This is a genomic window from Micromonospora violae (genome assembly GCF_004217135.1).
In the GTDB taxonomy this organism is placed as follows: Bacteria; Actinomycetota; Actinomycetes; order Mycobacteriales; family Micromonosporaceae; genus Micromonospora; species Micromonospora violae.
In genome coordinates, this window is sequence record NZ_SHKK01000001.1 from 3,236,678 (window position 1) to 3,252,225 (window position 15,548).

Consider the following 15,548-nt stretch of genomic DNA (forward strand, 5'->3'; position numbering starts at 1 on the left):
TCGCGCGTCGCTCATCTCGACCGTGATCAACCAGGTACGCTGCGGGCGTGGCTGTCCGGCGTCCCCCATACCTACTCCGGTTGAAGGTAGTCAACTTCCGGAGCCTTCGCGATGTCGAGGTTCACCTGAGGGCGCTGAACGTTCTCGTTGGCCCGAACGGCGCGGGGAAGTCAAACTTCCTCGACGTCATCGCGTTCCTTGGCGATGCCACCCGTGACGACCTGGCACCGGCGCTCGACCGCCGGGCAGGGTTCGATCGGGTGGTGTTTCGGGCTGCGAAGGGGTCTCGGCAGACGATCAGCATCGAAGTTGAGGCTGCGGTCACGAAGAACAGCTCCTTGAAGGCGACCGACACCTACACGCTCGAGTTCTCCTCCGACAAGCTCAAGTCAGGTCGCAGCGAGAGGGAACGGTACTACCTGCGGCGCGCGGAGAGCTTCGCGTTCAAACGGACCGCTGGCCCTGGCCGACGCATCACGGTCAAGGGTGGCCTAATCACGTTCCACAAGCCGGAAGGTGGGGAAGACACCGCGAGTCTGCGGGAAGGATCCCTCGGCTTGTCCACACTGCCGAAGCTCAGCCCCGAGGACGGCGGCGAGCAGGTGGAGGCGCTGGCGAACCTGTTCGCCGGCTTCCGCGTGTTCGACGTTGACGTCGCTGCCGCGCGCCGCCCGTCGCAGGAACGCGCAAGTGAGCGTCTGCACAACGACGCGAGTAACCTCGCCGCGTTCCTCGCGTTCCTTGCCGAGCGACATGCCGACCGGTTCGACGCTCTGCAACGCGACGCCCGTGCGTTCATTCCCGGTCTCGACCGTCTGGAATTCACCGCGATCGGTGGAGCCGGTGAAGGAACGGTCCTCACCCTGGTCGAGCGAGGCCTGTCCGGGGCCACCACGCTGCAAGAGGCCTCCTATGGATCCATCCGCGCCTTGGCGCTGCTCGCGCTGCTCTACGATCCGTCTCCCCCACGACTGACATGCATCGAAGAGATCGACCACGGGTTGCACCCGCACATCCTTGACCGGCTCGTCGAACTGTTGCGCGAAGCGTCCAGCCGCACGCAGTTTCTAATCGCCACTCACTCCCCCGCGCTGGTGAATCGGCTGACGCCGGACGAGCTCATCGTGTGCGAGCGGGGAGATGATGCCGCGTCGAGGATCCCTGCGATCGACCCGGAGGCCGTGAAGGCCATGGAGCAGGAGCTCAACGGCGAGCTTGGACTGGGCGAGCTGTGGTTCTCCGGCGCTCTCGGGGGCTGCCCGGAATGACGGCGAAGCGGGGTGAGCATCGCTCGGTAGTGGTGATCCTCGGCGAAGACGACAACGACCGCAAGACGATTCAGATCTTGGTGGCCGCGCTGCGCACCGACATCCCTCGCGGGTCCCTGAAGCCGCTGCGCAAGCCAATGTCGCTGGTGCGTAACGTCCCCTTGCAGCGGCTGCCGAGCCAATCGAGCAAAGCTGCGGCCCTGCTGCGGGCCGTAGATGTCAACACACCGATCCGCGCGGTCCTCATGCACGAGGACGCCGACGAGGTGGAGCCAGCGCACGAGAAGCTGATCACGAAGATCGAGGACAGCCACCGGTCCTTGCGGTGGCCCGTCCTTGCGGTCGTGCCGGCATGGGAGATGGAGACGTGGTGGTTCCTGTTCCCCGACGCGGTACACGCGATCCGCCCTACCTGGCGCCGCCCGGACCAGTTCGCCGGACGGGACGTCGGCAAGATCCGTAACGCCAAGGAAGAACTCAAGAAGGCAGTCACACCACCGGGCGCGCGGCCATCGTTCCAGACCTACACGGAGGCCGACAGCATCGCGATCGCCGAGAAGATCGTGACCCTCGGTCAGCTGACGGCCCCCTGGTTCGCCCGTAGCGCCAGCTGGGAGACGTTCCTCGACAAGGTCAAGCAGTTGTAGGCAGCGTCGTTCGTCGCCGGTTCGCTTGGCGCGCCGATTACCCGCATCAGACAGCACAGCAACGAGGCGTCGGCTGGCCTCTCTGCCTTCGTCCTGGCGCGTCGACACCTCCTCCGCTTGCCTGGTCGATGAGGGCGGCGTGGGCCTCCGCCGCCTGTCGCGACGACAAGAAGTGGGGCTTCGAGATGGCCCAATGGCTCCAGGGCCCCCTAGGCTCAGTCGCCTACTTGACACTATCGGTGTTGGCGTTTCCACATCTGGTGGTAGATCCTCATTGGATCTCACCAGCATCGCACTCGTTTAGGACACATTCGGGCCATTTGGTTTCAACGCGACGACGTCTTGCCTGGCTGGATTGGGCCGGGCAGCGGAGGTGAAGCCGGCCGCCATAAGGGGCCCTAGCAGGATTTTGAATGTGACGCTCGGCAGAAGGCTGAACGTTGACGGTTGAACGCGCGCTCTTTCGCGGCGCGCCCTTGCAGCGAATGGAGCGGCGTGTACGTCAAGACGTTCCGCGTGAAGAACTTCCGGCGGCTGCGCGACGTCAGGATCGATCTGGACCCCGAGACGACGGTTTTCGTTGGCGCGAACAATAGTGGGAAGACCTCGGCCGCCCAAGTATTCCGACTGTTCCTTGGTGCCGAGAAAGAGCGGTTCCGGCTCTACGACTTCACTGCCGACTGCTGGGCGGAGTTCGACGCGTTCGACGCGGCTTCGGATGATCCCCACGAGCGACTTCCGCGCATCGTTTTGGACATTTGGCTCGACCTGAACGGTGATGATGACAACCTGCACCGCGTGGTCGACTTCCTACCCAATCTGAGTTGGGATTCCGGCCTGGTGGGGATCCGCCTCTCGTACATGCCCAGGAACGCCAAGGCCCTCATCGAGAACTTCGAGGAGTACCGCAACAGGGCGCTGGCCGTCGAACGCCCAGAGGGTTCCAACTACGAACCATGGCCGCGGTCGCTGACTGACTATCTAAGCCGGGAACTGCGGCACGAGTACGAGATCACATACGCGATCTTGGACGCCAGCCACTGCGACGAGCGGCTTGAGCCGATTGCGGGATACGACCCGTACACTGCGCCCGGCAACGCGAGCCGCCTCGGCGTCAAGCTCGACTCGTTGATCAAAGTTGACTTCCTTGACGCTCAGCGTCACCTGGTCGACGGCGACAGCCGGGGTCGAGCCGAAGACCTGTCTCGCAAGTTGAGCGGCTTCTACGCCCGCAATCTCGAACAGCGGGAGAATGATCTCGCGGCCGTCGCGGCAATCGCGGACTCGGAACGCCACCTTAACGAACACTTCGCGAAAGTCTTTGAGTCGACCTTGGACAAGCTTGCCGACCTCGGCTATCCAGGCTTCGCCCATCCGCGGTTGGTCGTGAAGGCTGCCTTCAACGCCCAGAGCGTCCTCAACAGCGGTGCCCGGGTTCACTACGCTCTACCTGCGGCCGACGGCTCGATGGATGCAGCTGAGCGAACGCTGCCCGACCAGTACAACGGACTCGGCTTCAAGAACCTGATCTATATGGTCGTCGAGGTTTTGGACTTTCACCATCGATGGATCGACGCCGAAGGTGAACGGCCCCCAATCCACCTAGTGTTCATCGAGGAACCTGAGGCGCATCTGCACACTCAACTGCAACAAGTGTTCATCCGTAAAATCCGTGAAATCCTTCCCCATGTTGAGCCTGCTTTCGTCACTCAAATGATCGTCACAACACACTCCGCTCACGTCATTTACGAAAAGTCGTTTGAGCCAATTCGATACTTCAAGCGGACCGGCGTCGACGGCAATGTCCATCACACCGACGTGAAGGATCTGATGACATTCCGGGAGACGGCGGAGGTCGATACGAGGCAGTTCCTTCGGCAGTACCTGAAGCTGACTCACTGCGACCTGTTCTTCGCTGACGCTGCGATTCTGGTCGAGGGCAATGTCGAAAGGCTCCTGCTGCCACTGATCATTCAGAAGGCGGCGCCTGAGCTTCAGTCAAGCCACCTCACGATCCTTGAGGTCGGCGGGGCCTATGCCCACAAGTTCCAGGAACTGATCAACTTCCTGGAACTTCCCGCACTGGTCATCACCGACGTCGACAGCGTGCGAGGGCCGAACCCCGCCGCTGCTACGACCGACTCAGCCGACGTGCCTGCAGCTAGGTCGTCGTGTATGACGACGCAGGCGGGCGCGGTTACGAGCAACGAAACCCTGGCCTCATGGATTCCCCGTATGCGGCTGATCGATCAGCTTCTCGATGCGGACGAGGCTACGAAGTCCCCGTTGACCGCTGCCGGCACTCCGGGATGCATCCGGGTCGCATACCAAACCCGCCGGCCGATCACGTGGGGTGAGCACCAGGCAGCCTTAGCTGGTCGCACCTTCGAGGAAGCATTCGCCATGGAGAACCTCGCGTGGTGCCAGGATGAGGCACAGGCCGATCTCCGGCTCCGCGTTGCGGGAGCAGCGGCGATGACGTTGGACTGCATACACGAGGAAATCCACAAGCGCGTCAAGTCGTTCGACAAGACCGACTTCGCCCTCGCACTCATCACCAAGGACCACAAACAATGGACTGCGCCGCAGTACATTGCAGACGGTCTCTACTGGCTACGAGACCGGATAACTGTCGTCGCGCCCGAAACCGCACCCTTGACTTCGATCGAAGCCGAGGTCGGTGAATGACCCGCCGGATCGATGCCCAAGACACGGACGCCGATCGACGGATCCGCGACGTCCTCGGCAGCAAGGGCAAAGCCGGGTTCATCGTTACCGCCGGGGCGGGTTCCGGCAAGACCACCTCACTCGTCAAGGCGCTCGCTCATGTGACAGCAACCCGCCGTGCCCAGCTCCGAGCGCGCACCCAGCGGATAGCCTGCATCACCTACACCGAGGTCGCCGTAGCCGAGATCCACGGCGATGTCCAAGACGACCCTCTGGTCTATGTATCGACGATTCATAGCTTCCTCTGGGAAGCCATCGCACCGTTCCAGTCCGACATCGGTGCCTGGATCAAACGCCAACTCACAGCCAAGCTCGACGAGCTTAGCGGCAAGATCGAGAAGGCGAAGACACCCGCCAAGCGTGACACGATGACCCAAGACTGGACTCGCTACCAACGTCAGCTAGCCGCGCTCCGCTCGGTCCGCAAGTTCACATATAGCGTCGGGCCCGACTACGGCAGGGGGCAGATCGGCCACGCGGATGTCCTCAAGATGGTTCCGCGGATGCTCATCGAGCAACCGCTGCTAGCAAAGGTCATCGCAACGCGCTTCCCGATCGTCTTCGTCGACGAAAGCCAAGATACAGAGGCGAACGTCGTCGCAAGCCTCATCCACACGTACAAAACCGTCAAGAGCGATTTCTGCCTGGGATTCTTCGGCGACCCGATGCAGCAGATCTACCCCACGGGCATCGGCCAGGTACCGGCCGAACCGGATTGGGCACTGATCAACAAGCCCGAAAATTTCCGCTCCTCGCGCCGCGTGCTCGAGGTCGTGAACCGGGTGCGAGCCGGCGCCGACGGGAACAAGCAGACACCGGGCCGACCTGATGCCCTCACCCCAGATGGAGACGCATACTTCATTGTTCTACCTACCGACGCCGACCGTGTCGCCAGCATGGACGCCGTACGCCGCTGGCTCGCGCACCGCACCTCGAACGACGCCTGGGCCGCCGACGGGCCCGACGGTGTGAAGATCCTCGTCGCCATGCATAAGCTCGCGGCCCGGCGACTCGGCTTCGCCGACCTGCACGCGGCGTTCCACCCGAAGAACCCGCCCGCACTGGCCACCGCGTTCATCGAAGGCACAGCCTGGCCCATCACGCCGTTCGCCAACGTGATCCTTCCCCTGTGCGACCCCTCGAACGACCACGCCACGCTCCGTATCCTGCGCAAGCACAGTGCTCTGATCCGCGACGACCTCACCGGAGCCGGTGTCGTGCGGGAGCGACTAACGTCCGCGCGCAAAGCCGTGACTGATCTACGCGACCTCGTCGCCGCCGGCGGCCCCGGCTCTGTCGGGAAGACGCTACGGTTCGCGCACCACACCAAGCTCATCGACCCGGTTCCGCAACTCGCCCGCTACCTGGACCCCGACGGACCCCACGGCGACCAGGTCTTGTCCGAAAAGGCCCGAGAAATCCTCGACGCGTTTATGACCTGCGACGTGCGGGAGCTCCAGGGCTATCTTCGCTATGTCAGCCGTCAGTCGCCTTACTCGACGCAACACGCGACGAAAGGTGCCGAGTTCCCGCGGGTCATCGTCCTGTTGGACGACTCCGAAGGAGTCCTGCCGGCATACTCCTACGACAAACTCCTCGGACTCACTGCACTGTCGCAAACTGACCGCGAGAACAAGGCGAACGGCAAAGACACCACCGTCGAACGAAGCCGGCGCTTGCTGTACGTCTGCGTCTCACGCGCCCGGGAGGAACTCGCCGTCATCGTCTACGCGGACAACGTCGAAGCCGCGATTCTGTCCCTCAAGGTGTCCGGCCTAGCAGACGAACCACTGACTCTGAGCGACCTCGCCAGCGTACGTGGCGCGTATCCCAGCATCCCATAGAGGATGCAGCGCAGACCTGTAGCTGCTGGTCCGCGCCTGTTTCGAAGACTCGTCCCGGTGGGTGGCGCTGGCAGCAAGGCCGAGGATGAACTCGCCGCCGTGGCGGGGTGATCGACCGTTCGTGCCGGGGCTGTGGGGGCGGGGTCACGCGACGCAGCACGCGAACGGAGCGCATACGGCCCGGCACCTGCACCGGTATGTTCCCAACAAGTACGCCGGCCGGGACGTGTCGTAGCCGAGGTCAGCGACGATGAGGGTTTTCGGGGTCACCGACGCTCCACTGTCCCGCCATGAGGAGCCGCCGCACAAGTTGTGCACTACCCGGCGATGACGATGGCCTGAGCCGCTGAACGTCCAACGACGCGGTCCCAAAGCTGCGACCGGGTTTCGAACGCCGTGACGAGCGAGTATGGCCAGCCAGGAACCAACACGTGCTGATCCATAGCGCAGCCGTAGGTGTGGCACAGGATCCGCTCCTCCGAGGTGTGCATGTCCGGCCGAAGCCAGCAGGTGAGGCCCACTGCCAAGACCAGGCGGCCGTCGGTAGCGCGAGGCAGCGGGAGCGGCGCGCCAAGCTCGTGCGGGGCCGCTCGACATCTACCCAGCCCCGCGCCAACTGCCTCGTACAGCGACCGCTTCCTCAGGAAATGCCGCCCGAGTCCTCCAACGCGCTGATTACGATCGCCCCTCGGATCTAAGGAGCAAGCCCCACTCCTTCTCCAAGGCTTGGGTGATTCGATGGTCACGGGCGGTGGCACGCCCTCAGAGGGGACGTTCAAGTCCACCGACTGGATCTGGCCGGAATTCCTGGGTGGCTGATGCAGCGGATTTTAGGGCTTGGGTCAGTTCGCGTAGCTGCGCTTCCAGGTCAGCGAATTGCCCCGGAGTTCCGGCTGCCGCCACTTCGCGACGCAGAGCGGCGAGGTATTGCTGGTGGAGGAGGTGTACTCGGTCGCCGGAGAGTCCCCATGTCCGGGCCACTTCGATAAGGGCCGCCACCTCGGCGTGACTGAGGACATGGTCGGCAAGGGCACGGTCGAGTACGTCGAGGTATGCGTCGGCGCGGGAGTCGCCGGTGGTTGCGGTCTGAACGCGGGCGGCTACGCCGGCAAGACTGATGCGGAGGCCGGGCTTGCACGTACCGTGGCGACGCCAGTCGACGGACGCGCCAGGGTAGCGCCGTCGCCGGTCGGCGCTGTCCAAGTGAGAGGGAGTTCGAGTGGACGGCAGCCGAGTTCGGCGAGGGCGGTGACGCCGGCTTGCCGGGCGCGGTTCAGGTACTTCTTGAGTAGCTGTGCGGTGGCCGTTGCGTCGCCGAGCGCGGAGTGCGCTGCTTGTAAGGGAATGTCTTCGGCAATGCAGAGATCTGCGAGTCGGCGGGTTGCCCCGCCGCCATACCGGTGGGACATGCTGAGGGTGCAGAGTGCGGGCCAGGCCGGGGCGGGGTAGCCGAGCTGGTGGAACTCGGCGTCGAGGAAGCTGAGGTCGTAGCGTGAGTTGTGCGCAACGACGATGGCGCCGCGCAACTGGTTGGCGAGTTCGCCGGCGATGTCACTGAAACGCGGAGCGAGGGCAAGGTCGGCGGCGGTGAGGCCGTGTACGCGGGTGGGTCCTGGGTCTCGGCCGGGGTTGATCAGGGTGGTCCATCGATGTTCGATCTGTCCAGCGGGAGACAGTCGTACGACCGCGACTTCGATGATCCGGTCGCCTCGGTGTGAGGCGAAGCCGGTGGTTTCCAGGTCGACGACCGCGAAGGGTGTCTGTCCGAGCTGAGCCAGCGGCCGTATAACAGGCTGTGCTGCTGATCGGTCAGGTGCGGGGCGGGGTGTGGGCGGTGCGTTGCTGCGATCGTGGTTCATGGTCTCGGTGGCGAGCACAGAGGCTTGCTCGGGGCGGGGCATTGCGGCCATCGACCGCAGCGCGTGCCAGGCTTCTGGTACGTCGAGGGCCCGCGCTGCGTAGGCGATGGTGAGCAGATCGTCCGTCAGGTACTGGTCGTATTTGTCTGACGCCTTGTTCGGCACCGCTGCGGCGAGTACCGGAGGGTCGGGTGGCGTCTCGTCGGCGAGGTGCCTGATGGTTTCCCATAGCCCGGCAGGGTCGGTGCCTCGGATGGTCAGGGCGACGCCGTCGTGGCCGACCTCTAGTCCTTCTCGTGTGAGGGCTACGGCGAGGGTGTTCATGATTTTGTCCCCTCGCCAGGGGAACAGGAGGGTGTCGTTGCCCCAGCCGAGGATCGCGTGGCTGTCCAGCGCGTACCTGTTGAAGGCTGCACGTCCTTCTTGGAGGAGTGTTTGGGCCTGGCGGTCGAGGTAGCGGGGTATCTCGGTTGTTGTGTAGATCGTGCGCATGCGTTGTCGGACGGCGTCGGCGACTTCGCCGCCGCTTCCTGAGAAGCTCGGGGGGCGGCCACCACCGGATCTGACCAGGTCGATAATTTCTGCATTGTGTCGATCGCGACGATCTTCCAGCGTCGGCCGCTGAAGATCAGCAGCATTCCAGGGGTGATCGGGTTGTCGACAGGCAGCGATCCGATGGTGCGGCCGTCCGCGACGAGGCGGAACTCTTCTGGGCTTGTGAAGGCGGTATAGAAGCTGTAGTGGTTGACGAGGCGGTCGCCGACGCCGCCGGGCAGCAGCAGGCCTTGCGAGTCTTGGGTGAGCAGGTCCTGCTTGCCCAAGCAGCGCAGGAGAGCGATGAAGGTGCTCTTGTCGACGCGCGCGAACGGGCCGTGTCCGGACAATGCGTCGTAGAGCTGCTGAGGTTGTGCACCGCCGCGTTGGGCGATGACCGACAGGATCTGTTGGGTGAGGGTCGACAGGTGCATGCTCGCGGTGTCCGGTGGCTCGTACCACTTGGCGAGCAGCAGGTCGACCATCGCGACGCTCTGGACGAGCTGGCTGCGCAGCGTGTCGGCGGGGGGTGTCCGGTCGGTGAGTTCGGGCTTCGAGACGTACATCCGCAGCACGGCGGGCTGGTCGGCTCGGCGTCCGGAGCGGCCGAGCCGCTGCCGCATTCCCGCGACGCTGGCTGGTGCTCCGATCTGGGCCACCGAGTCGACGGAGCCGATGTCGATTCCCATTTCCAGGGTCGACGTGCAGATCGCGGTGACTGGCGTGGTGCGGTCTTTGAGTCGCGCTTCGACGTGCTCACGGAACTCTTTGGAGAGATTGCCGTGATGCGGGAGGAACTCGCTGGGGACGTTGTTGTTCTTGCACCGCCGGTCGAGCATGTCGGTATAGAGCTCGACGGCGCTGCGCGAGTTGGCGAAGACGAGGTTGTCGTTTCCCCGCAGGGTACGGAAGAGGTGGTCGGCGATCCCAGCCTTGTCCCACGATTCATCCTCGTCGTCCGACTCAGCGGTGGCGGTGCCGGATGGAGGTGCGGCGGGCGCCCTACCGGAGGGGGACGGGGCGGCGGCGACGTAGCCCCGAAGCTGCAGTCGTATCTCTCGGGCGTCATCGTCGGATGCGATCACGGTGACGGCGTCGCCGCGGCCCGCGCGCAGGAACTCTGCCGCTGCGGTGAAGTCGCCGAGGGTGGCGGACAAGGCGATCCGCGGGATTCTGCGCCGCAGGACGAGGTCCACCCGATGCAGCAGCGATTGCAGTTGAGCGCCGCGTTCGGTGCCGATGAACGCGTGCAGCTCGTCGATGACGACGTGGCTGATGTCGCCGAGGATGCGAGCGACCTTGTCGCCGTGGTTTACGAACAGTGACTCCAGCGATTCGGGCGTGATCAGCAGAATGCCGTCCGGCTCGCGCAGAACGCGCGACTTGCGCGATCCCGCCACGTCGCCATGCCACCGGTGGACCGGAACGTCGAACCGTTCGCACAGGTGGGCGAGCCGCTCATACTGGTCGTTGATCAGCGCCTTGAGTGGCCCGACGTAGAGCGCGCAGACTCCGGCAACGTCGTCGCTCGCGTCCCGCCGAGCTGCGATGGCTGAGCAGATTGGCAACCAGGCTGCTTCCGTCTTCCCGCTGGCGGTCGCGGCAGCGATGATGACGTCGGTGTCGCCTGCGAGGATCGGTCGAGCGGCGCGTTCCTGCGCGTCCCGCAGCTGGTCCCAGCCTTGATCGTGAATCCACCGCTGCACTTTCGGATGCAGTAGGTGATATGCCGACGATGAGCCGGCAGCGCGTCGCGGCTCGGCTGTTGTCGTGACCTGCTGCTGAGGGTCAGAGGCGGAAGGAGGCAAGTTCGTCGTCATCGGGAGGCAGTTGGCTGGCGGTCACCGTTACGGCTGGTGTGTGAGAGAAGTTGTGCCCTCCCGTGGAAGCGGACAGTTTTTGGTGTTGTTCCTCGGCGGTCTGGCTAGTTGGGTCGCCGGCGTCGTCGAGAGGTTCCAGGTCCGGGTCCGTCTCGGCGGCGATGTGAATCGCGCCGATGAGGGACCTCCAGTCTTGTCCAGGGTTCTGTTCGAGGATCGCAAGCAGATCCAGAAAGCCCTTGATGGTGTTTCGCGGCGTGCGGAAGTAGGCGTCCCCGATGCGGGAAGCGCAGTGGTTCATGTAGGCATGCAAGGCTTCGTCGGGCAGGAGGTAGGCCGCCGGATCGCCGGCGGCGTAGACGTGACGCAGCTTGGCCAGCAGGACGTAGAAGTCCTCAGGTGACAGGTTGGCCAGGCGCAGAACGGGACCGGAGTAGTCGACGAGCCCGGCGGTGGCGTAGGTGTTCTCAGCTAGGCGGGACTGCAGCGCGGCGTAGGAATAGAGGCCGCGGCGGGTGTCGAGCAGGAAATCGGGTGTTCCGCCGAAGAGGAACCCGAGGCCCGACGCGGTTCCTTGCAGGCTGTCGTTGAGGATGCGCAGGATCTGCTCGTAGTTGGCGTTGCGGGCTTGGGAGTTGGCCAGCTTGTACAGGTTGACCATCTCGTCGAGGCAGACGAGCAGGCCGTCGTAGCCGGCCAGGCGGACGAACCGGGACATCAACTTGAGGTGGTCGTAGAAGGACGCGTCGTCGACGATCGTGCGCACGCCGAGGGCATTGCGGGCGTCGGTGCGGGTGGAGAACTCGCCGCGCAGCCACCTGACGGCGTCGATCTTGAGTTGCTCGTTGCCGGTGTCGTGGCCCTGCCAGTACTTGGCGATGACATCGGCGAAGTCGTAGCCGCCCGTCAACTCGCTGAGCGCGTCGAGGCGGACACGAATGACCACCTGTGGATTCTGGCCAGTGTCGCGTGCCTCGGTCAGCGCCTGGGTCACGAACCGTTCGACGACGCTGGCCAGCGCACCACCGTCGGGCTTGGCGCGAGTGGCCATGTTGCGCATCAGTTCGGCGTACAGGCTGCGTGCTTGCCCGCCGGTGGCATGCAGCCGACGGTCGGGCGACAGGTCCGCGTGAACGGTGACCAGACGCTTCTCCAACGCGATGGAGCGAATCAGGTGCAGGAAGAACGTCTTGCCCGAGCCGTACTCCCCGATCACAAAACGACTGCCGGCCCCACCGTCAGCGATGCGGGTGGTGTCGGCAACAAGAGCCTGCACCTCCGCGGCCCGACCGACCTGGACGTGCTGTTGCCCGGCGCGGGGCACCACTCCCGCGCGCAACGACTGGATGATCGCGTCGCGCTCGCGGGGCCTGATACGGGCGCCCTGGCCGGTGGGGGTAGTAACGCTCATCGCAGTAGCTCCTGAAGCGCATAGTTGTTGATCCCAATATCATCGTCGCCCTCGGCGACAGGTTCCCCCGCAGCATCCAGGGCGACCTCGTTGAGCAGGTCCAACGCTCCAGCCGGCATCACGCCGTGCCGCTCGGCAAGGTCCTCATACGCCGAGCGGGTCCACGTCGGCTGCGTCGCCAGGGACCGCAGGAGTTCGCTGTGCACGGCATCCAAACCGGGAATGAGGGCTTGCGTGGTGGGCTGAGCTGCCGGCCCACCATTGGGGGCAGCCGACATCGCGGCCATCTGCGGTGAAGGCGGTTCGTCGTCAGTGAAGATGGTCGACAGCAGCGCCGAGACGGCCGCCGTCTCGGCCAGCTTCACGGCGATGACGTCTTCGTCGAGAACAACGCCGGAAGCCCCTGCTGGTACTCGTTGACCGTTGCCCCAGGCAGATGACCGGCGAGCTGCCGCTGCGGGCGGCAGCGTGTATCCCGCTGGTGCGGGCCCCGCCGCACGCACGACGACGGGCATTGCGGCTGGGGGTTGATTCACCGCGAAAGCCGCGGGACCAGCGACCTGTTGATGGAGGCGACCGTAGATGAGGTCCGGGTCAAGGGCGAGGAGCTTGTAGATCTTCGTGAGGCTCGTGACCTCTTCCGGCGAGATGACTCCGTCGGCCGCGGCTACCGTGATCAGGAAGTCGCCGATGCTCTCACGCTGGTCTGCCCGAAGCAGATCGAGGCGTTTCTTCAGCCCGGTGAGCTTGACGCCGGTGACAGCCAGCCACCGTAGGTGCGCCTGCAGGCGGGTTCTTTCGGGGGCTGTCAGATGCAGCGCGGCTTGGAGGTGGGCTGTCAGGTGCTGCTGTTCCTGGTCGCTGATGGTGCCGTCCGAAGCGCTGACCGCGACCGCCAGGTGCAGCAGGGTGGCAGCGGCGGTGTAGGCGGGCGTTGCGGTATGCGGGGCATCGGCGGAGACGCGGAACATAACGGCAGGTCCGGCCGACAGTGCTGATCCGCCGAGCCGGACGTCTGGCTCCACGCCGACGCCGAAACGCCCAAGGAGTTGAGCGAGGGACACCGCCTCAGCCTTGGTCATCTTCTCGGGCTGAGCAGTCGGCCAGAAGGCAACGAGTTCCGGCGCATCGACGACAACATGGTGCTCGTCTGCGAGACGCGCGTCGCACCAAGCGCGCAGCACGCCGACCTGCCCTGCCTGCTGGTCAAGCAGCTCGGAAGGCAGCACGGCGGCTGCGGCGAGCGACCCACGACCATCTGGGTTGCGGCCAAGCCATCGGCTGTAGGCGTCCAGGTCGTCAGTGACCGCATCGACGAGCTCGGTCAACTTGCGGGCCGGTCCAGCGAGTTCGACGACGTCAGGCAGGTCGAGCTGCACGCTAGCGCTATCGATACCCGCACTGGCCGCCCGGTAGGTCACCCCGATTCGCGCCTTACCCGGCCTGATACGGAAGCCGTCCTTGAACCGTTCCGCGTACCGCCTGGCGAACAGACGGTCGAACTCTTCAGGGCACCGGGTCTGCGGGGTGCGTGGGTAAAGCGACGGCAAGTACCACGCCCAGGCACGGGCCCACTCGGCTGGCACGGGAGTGCCGCTGGCGGCTAACTCACCTAACGCAAGCCGTAGCTGCATCGGGATGGGCCACCGGTCAGGCACGAGCTCAGGTGGTCGTCCTTCGCTGGCGCCGGTTTCAGCCGCGCCGATCAACTCGAGAACCTCGAGAAATTCGCGAGCGTAGGAGCGGAACGAGCCGTTGGCACCATAGATGCCCAGGAGCCGACGGACCTCGGCTGCGATCGCCGGTAACTCTCGACGTAGGGCCCGGTCGTTCGGCATGTCGACCAGAACGCGCCGCTCAAGGCCATAGAAGAAAAGAAAGACGTAACCAATGGGCACGGCGCCGAAGCGACGCCCATCGGCTAGCCACGTCAGGTAGGCAGCCCTACTGTTCGCAGGGAGCGAGCCGTACGACGGCCAGTAGTCCAGCCCCTTCCCGTCCCAGTCGGGCCGATTCCTGTCAATCCGAAGCGTCGGGTCGATGAGCGCAGGCTCGGTCCCGCCATTGGGAGCCGTCAGATGCCTGCCGACATAGATCAAACCTCCCGGAATCGGATATCCGGCGACGGTCGTCGGCTGTCCGGCCGGAACCCAGATCGTCTGCTACAGAGGTTGAAAGGTCGAGGTTCGGGCTATCTCGGTGGTTCGGGTTCGAGGGTCATGCCGGTGCTGGCGAAGAAGCCGGCGAGGAGATCGGTTTGTTGCTGACAAGCGCGTAGTCGGCGTTTGACCAGTTGGGCGAGGTGGTCGACGCCTCGGGCGGCGGTGTTGGTCAGGCCGCGTTTCATCCAGCGCCAGACGCCTTCGGTGGGGTTGAGGTCCGGGGCGTAGGGGGGTAGCCGGATCACGGTCAGCCACGGCCGGGCGGCGATCAGGGTGTGCATGCGGCGGCTGACGTGGGTGTTCAGGTTGTCCCAGATCAGCACTATCGGCGCGTGCAGGCGCTGGTGGGCTTGGTCGAGGAAGGCGATGTAGTCGTCCTCGCTGAAGCTGCCGCGCTCCCCGGCGCGACCGCGGTGCAGCCGGGTTCGCCACATCAGCCGGCCTCGCTGTCCGGGCTTGAGGCAGACCAGGCCGGCGATCGAGATCCGGCCGGAGCCCTTGCCGGAGACCTCGACCACCGGCGTGTGCCCGCGCCGGGCCCACGTCTTGGCCACCGGCGGTCGCATGACCTGCCCTGCCTCGTCCTGGAAGCAGATCCAGGCGCCCTGCGCCGCCGCTAACCTCTTACCGACGGCCACCGCCCACGATGCCAGCCGGCGATCGCTTCCGGATCGCGTTCGATCGCCCGACGAGTGGGAACCTGCTGGCTGTACCCGAGGCGATGCAGCAGGTAGGACACCCCGCGCAGCGTGTAGGAGACGCCGAAACGACGCTCGATCACCTCGGCCACCCGGGTGAGAGTCCAACGGGCATCGGCCCAGCCGTGCACGATCGGACCTTCATCGAGCATCTCGGCCAACTGTTTGCGCTGCTCAACGGAGAGTTTGCAGTCCGAGCCGCCCGGCCCGGCCGACGCCAGAGCCTCCGTTCCGCCAGCAGTCCACTGTCGCCGCCACAGACGCACCGACTTCTCCGAAACCCGCAGCTCAGAAGCGATCTGCGCGGTCGGTACGGACTCCTCGAACATCGCCGCGGCCTGGATCCGGACCTTCTCACGCCGGACCCGGGCTGCCGCGTTCATGCCACCACCAGCCGGATACCTCATACCCCCGGCCTACCAAACCCATCGACATCGGTCACGCCAACACGCCGACGGACGTCAGCCTTTCAACCTCTGTAGCTCGCGGTCCGGACCGGCGGAGCCACCTGTCTAGGTGTCGCCGGCTGGTGCCACGCAGGCGCAGGCTGACCCGCCACCACACGACCGGCCGGGCCG

The 15,548-nt window shown here is 65.0% G+C and carries 10 protein-coding genes; 4 read left to right on the forward strand and 6 right to left on the reverse strand.

Features of this window, described 5'->3' with window-relative positions; translation table 11 throughout:
• Positions 1 to 80: 80 nt before the first annotated feature.
• The 4 genes from EV382_RS14385 to EV382_RS14400 all read left to right on the forward strand — a co-directional run bounded on the left by EV382_RS14385 (position 81) and on the right by EV382_RS14400 (position 6,486).
• Positions 81 to 1,268 (forward strand): AAA family ATPase, encoded by a 1,188-nt coding sequence (locus EV382_RS14385; RefSeq protein WP_208758414.1) that lies wholly within the window; start codon positions 81 to 83, stop codon positions 1,266 to 1,268.
• A complete protein-coding gene (locus EV382_RS14390) occupies positions 1,265 to 1,915 on the forward strand; it encodes a hypothetical protein (protein WP_130402266.1) in 651 nt (216 codons plus the stop codon). The genes EV382_RS14385 and EV382_RS14390 overlap by 4 nt, the downstream gene beginning before the upstream one ends.
• A gap of 495 nt (positions 1,916 to 2,410) precedes the next feature.
• Positions 2,411 to 4,603 (forward strand): ATP-dependent endonuclease, encoded by a 2,193-nt coding sequence (locus EV382_RS14395; RefSeq protein WP_130402268.1) that lies wholly within the window; start codon positions 2,411 to 2,413, stop codon positions 4,601 to 4,603.
• Positions 4,600 to 6,486 carry a UvrD-helicase domain-containing protein gene (locus tag EV382_RS14400; protein WP_130402270.1) on the forward strand — a complete coding sequence of 629 codons (1,887 nt, stop codon included), beginning with the start codon at positions 4,600 to 4,602 and terminating at the stop codon, positions 6,484 to 6,486. The genes EV382_RS14395 and EV382_RS14400 overlap by 4 nt, the downstream gene beginning before the upstream one ends.
• A 1,100-nt stretch (positions 6,487 to 7,586) precedes the next feature.
• On the opposite strand, the gene EV382_RS33130 is transcribed toward EV382_RS14400, so the two are convergent.
• The 6 genes from EV382_RS33130 to EV382_RS14430 form a co-directional block, all read right to left on the reverse strand.
• Complete coding sequence (locus EV382_RS33130) at positions 7,587 to 8,669, reverse strand: 3'-5' exonuclease (protein ID WP_208758415.1); 1,083 nt, start codon at positions 8,667 to 8,669, stop codon at positions 7,587 to 7,589.
• Complete coding sequence (locus tag EV382_RS14410) at positions 8,666 to 10,585, reverse strand: DEAD/DEAH box helicase (protein ID WP_208758416.1); 1,920 nt, start codon at positions 10,583 to 10,585, stop codon at positions 8,666 to 8,668. The genes EV382_RS33130 and EV382_RS14410 overlap by 4 nt, the downstream gene beginning before the upstream one ends.
• A gap of 82 nt (positions 10,586 to 10,667) precedes the next feature.
• Positions 10,668 to 12,110, reverse strand: a complete 1,443-nt coding sequence (locus EV382_RS14415; RefSeq protein WP_130402272.1) for an ATP-binding protein — start codon at positions 12,108 to 12,110, stop codon at positions 10,668 to 10,670.
• A complete protein-coding gene (locus EV382_RS14420) occupies positions 12,107 to 14,266 on the reverse strand; it encodes a tellurite resistance TerB family protein (protein ID WP_279636535.1) in 2,160 nt (719 codons plus the stop codon). The genes EV382_RS14415 and EV382_RS14420 overlap by 4 nt, the downstream gene beginning before the upstream one ends.
• Before the next feature lie 35 nt (positions 14,267 to 14,301).
• Positions 14,302 to 14,910: a transposase gene (locus tag EV382_RS14425; protein ID WP_130400751.1), complete on the reverse strand. Its 609-nt coding sequence runs from the start codon at positions 14,908 to 14,910 to the stop codon at positions 14,302 to 14,304.
• Positions 14,889 to 15,353, reverse strand: coding sequence for a winged helix-turn-helix domain-containing protein (locus tag EV382_RS14430; protein WP_244236577.1), 465 nt, complete (start codon positions 15,351 to 15,353; stop codon positions 14,889 to 14,891). The genes EV382_RS14425 and EV382_RS14430 overlap by 22 nt, the downstream gene beginning before the upstream one ends.
• Positions 15,354 to 15,548: the final 195 nt, after the last annotated feature.

Excerpts from the sequence above, each read along its gene's own strand:
- EV382_RS14430 (WP_244236577.1), bottom strand. The coding sequence starts at position 15,353 with ATGAACGCGGCAGCCCGGGTCCGGCGTGAGAAGGTCCGGATCCAGGCC.
- EV382_RS33130 (WP_208758415.1), bottom strand. The coding sequence starts at position 8,669 with ATGAACACCCTCGCCGTAGCCCTCACACGAGAAGGACTAGAGGTCGGC.
- EV382_RS14390 (WP_130402266.1), top strand. The coding sequence starts at position 1,265 with ATGACGGCGAAGCGGGGTGAGCATCGCTCGGTAGTGGTGATCCTCGGC.
- EV382_RS14415 (WP_130402272.1), bottom strand. The coding sequence starts at position 12,110 with ATGAGCGTTACTACCCCCACCGGCCAGGGCGCCCGTATCAGGCCCCGC.
- EV382_RS14400 (WP_130402270.1), top strand. The coding sequence starts at position 4,600 with ATGACCCGCCGGATCGATGCCCAAGACACGGACGCCGATCGACGGATC.